Genomic DNA, 3,778 nt, shown 5'->3' on the forward strand with positions numbered 1-3,778 from the left:
CACAACAGCCCTTGTCCCGTATTTATGAATTTCGTCGACTGCCTCTTCGAGATTTTCTTTCCCGCTTATAATTCTGGACTCTTCGTCACTCACCTTTGCAAAATCAGCCTGAGCCAGACATTTTATGCTTTCGGTTCTAAACTCTTCTTTTCTCTCACCGAAAAGTGCCCCTCTCCAATTTGGATCAAATGAAACGAAGGCCCCTTTGGATTTTGCATATTTCATGAGTTCGTAATAGGTTTTCTTGAGGTTCCCACCTAAAAGTGCTGTAGCTGATCCAAAGTGAAATATTTTGACTTCCTCTAGTTTATCCAGATCCAGCTCTTTAAAAGAAAGATTCTCATCGGCTCCCCTGTTGAATATAAAATCTCTTTCCCCGTCTTTTCTCAGAGAAACAAAAGCTAAAGTTGTAGGTTTTTCTCTGTCAAAACAAAGCATCCTGGTGTCGACTCCAGTTTCTATAAGGGTTCTCTCCAAGAACTTTCCGAAGGAGTCAAATCCGACCTTTCCTATAAATCCAACCTTTTGGCCCAGTTTTGCAGCTGCTGCACAGACATTGGCAGGAGCCCCCCCTGCTTTTTTTTCAAATTTTTCCCCGTCAATAAGGTCGCTGTCTATATCTTTACATATAAAATCTATCAAAAGCTCCCCTATACATACTATTTTCGGATTCATCTTTTCACCTCATTATATATTCCATTTTTTTATACTTATTTCCGCTTTTCCATTTGAGAAAAACTCTATACCCTGGCTTTTTTCATCTGGAAATATTCTGGCAGTGAAAACCTCTGCACCGTCATTTATGAAAACCTCTGTTAATGACCTGTCCATAAATATATGAAAAATTATCTCTGAAGAATCAAGAGAGCATTTTCTCGTTGTGCCATATTCTTCAGCAAAGAGCTCTCCAGAACTGCTCCTGTCCAGTATGACTTTTTTATCAATCCTATTATATTTCAATACGGTTTTTTCATTTTTACCCACACGTAAGTTTATACCAAATTCTTCAGCCTCTATACTTTTTATTCTGCATATTATTTCAAAGGAATCACCCTCTATGCCCGGATAAGTTTTTTTACCGGAAAATATATCCTTTACCTGGACAAAATCCTTTCTGAGTTTTTTCATCTCTTCTATAGGCCTTTGCACCAGCTTACCGTCTATTATTTCAAGCTCTCTCGGCATAGTAAGGCAGTGGACCCACCCCTTATCTTCTGACGGGTAATTAACTTCAGGAAGTCCTCCCCAGGCCACCATTATCCTTCTTCCTTTTTCATCTATCATTGTCTGAGGTGCATAAAAGTCAAATCCCCTGTCTAACTCATGAAATCCATCATGCTGAAGAGTCACTTTTTCCAGATCCAGACTTCCAAGTACATAACCAGACTGGTATATATTATTATATCGGTCTCCTTCTGCTGCTATCCCCTGTGGAGAAAAAATAAAAACCCCCTCTCCATTTATTTCAAAATAATCGGGACACTCCCACATATATCCGAAATTCCCGAGATCTGTCTTTATTTCCCCTAAAAAATTCCAGTTTTTCATGTCTGGGGAATTATACAAGGCCGCTGCCCCTGTGAGATTCTCTCTCTGGGCTCCTATGACTGCATAGTATACTTCTCCATCTTTCCATACCTTAGGATCTCTAAAATGCCTGGTGTACCCTTCCGGCTGATTTACAATAACAGGTCCTAACTTCTCGAAATCTTCTCCGTTATCAGATACTGCGAGACACTGATAGGTCTCTCTGTTCCCACGATCATCTTTTACATTACCAGTATAAAATAGAATCAGCTGACCATCTTTTTCGATGGCACTCCCTGAATAGCATCCATTTTTATCGTACCAGTCCTCTGGAGCTAATGCTGGCAGAAGATTTTCCCATGAAACCAGGTCTTTACTTGTAAAATGTCCCCAGAATTTCGTACTGTGGTTGCACTCAAAGGGATTCCACTGGTAGAAAAGATGATACCTTCCGTCATAATAACTAAATCCGTTGGGATCATTTATAAGACCGGAAGGAGCCATTAGGTGATAAGAAAGTCTGTGATAATCTTTCTCCACCATATTCTTTTTATTTTCTACCTCATCCATGGCTTTTTTTATTAAATCAGACATCTCTTCACTCCCGTATTTTACAACTTTTTTATAATTTAAATAAAGCATAAGAGGGACAAGTCCCTCTTAATCCTTAATTATTTTCCTTGAATCCCATTACCCATGTAGCCACAAATGATGCTCCAAGGGCAAGAGCCATACCAATAATATAGTTAATCATAGAATTTGCAGACACAATGGCTGTTCCAGGTATCCCTGTTACCCCCACTCCTGTCATGAATACTTTCGTCATTACTACATAGGCTCCTCCTACAGCTCCTCCGATTGCAGCCCCTATAAATGGCTTAATCAGTTTTAAGTTTACACCAAAAATGGCAGCCTCGGTTATCCCTAGGAAGCACGATATTCCTGAAGGAAGTGCTATGGATTTTAGTTTTTTATCTTTTGTTTTAAAGAATACAGCCATTGCAGCTCCACCCTGAGCCACATTTGCCATAGACCAGATAGGCAGGAGATAATTTCCGCCTATATTTTTTATCATCTCAGCTTCAAAGGCATGAAAAGAGTGGTGAACTCCTGTTATAACTATAGTGGAATATGCTCCTCCGAAAATAAGTCCCGCAACTGCCCCGGCTCCGCTCAGAACCGATCCCAGTCCAAAGGATATACCTGTCCCCAGTGCTCTGCCAGCAGGGCCTATAATAAATAGTGATACAAAGCCTGTAATCAGAATTGTCAAAAATGGAGTTAATATAATGTCAAGAACATTGGGAACTATTTTTCTTATATTTTTCTCCACATGAGACATAACCCATACAGCTATAAGTATAGGCAGTACTGTTCCCTGATAACCTAATTTTGCTACCTTAAATCCTCCGACCTGGAAAAATCCTGTGATCCCTCCTCCCACTGTCCATGCATTTTGAAGTGCCGGATGTATCAGAATACCTCCGAGAGCAGCGGCAAGATAAGGGTTGCATTCAAATTCTCTGGCTGCTGAGAAGGCAATCAGTACCGGTAAAAATACAAAAGCAGCATTGGAAAACATGTCCAGAAGGGCAAACATATCACTTGATGAATCAAACCAGTTGAATCTTGCACCCATACCTAAAAGTCCCATCAAAAGACCCGATGCTACGATTGCCGGTATTACAGGAACAAATATATTTGATAATGTCCTGGCAATCTTTTGAACAACATTAAGATTTTTCATAGCTTCTTTGGTTGCTTCACTTTTAGAAGATGCTTTTATCTCTCCCATTCCTGTCATCTCTGCATATACTTTATTTACAATTCCTTGTCCCAGAATTATCTGATACTGACCTGCAGTAGAAAAAGCTCCTTTTACACCCTCTATCTTTTCAATACTCTCTTTATTTACATTGGTCTCGTCATTTAGTACCAGTCTTAGTCTTGTGGCACAGTGTGCTGCACTTGATATATTCTCTCTTCCCCCTATACCAATAATTATGTCCTGAGCCATTTTCTTATAATCCATTTCATTCCTCCTTCATCTAGCTTTATAATAACATTACCATTTTTAGACCAATAACTTTTTTTACTTCATTTTTACTTTCATGAGAAGATCTCCGGCCTTTACTTTCCCGGTTACTCTCTCTATCTCCTCTACAAGCTCCATATTAGATATTATTACAGGAGTTTTTACAGATTTAGCATTGGTTTTTAGATATTCAAGATCATATTTCACCAGTTTATC

3 protein-coding genes are annotated in these 3,778 nt (G+C 39.3%); all 3 read right to left on the minus strand.

The genetic code is table 11. The features are described from left to right. Positions 1–675 (minus strand): carbohydrate kinase (locus ABZA26_RS09880; protein WP_372714355.1); only part of this gene is annotated, 675 nt, incomplete at its 3' end. Between the two features lie 12 nt (positions 676–687). After that, positions 688–2,169: a glycoside hydrolase family 32 protein gene (locus tag ABZA26_RS09885; RefSeq protein WP_372714356.1), complete on the minus strand. Its 1,482-nt coding sequence runs from the start codon at positions 2,167–2,169 to the stop codon at positions 688–690. A 25-nt stretch (positions 2,170–2,194) separates the two neighbouring features. Next, a complete protein-coding gene (locus ABZA26_RS09890) occupies positions 2,195–3,559 on the minus strand; it encodes a sucrose-specific PTS transporter subunit IIBC (protein WP_372714357.1) in 1,365 nt (454 codons plus the stop codon). Positions 3,560–3,778: the final 219 nt, after the last annotated feature.

It is taken from the genome of Ilyobacter sp., assembly GCF_041583315.1.
In the GTDB taxonomy this organism is placed as follows: domain Bacteria; phylum Fusobacteriota; class Fusobacteriia; order Fusobacteriales; family Fusobacteriaceae; genus Ilyobacter.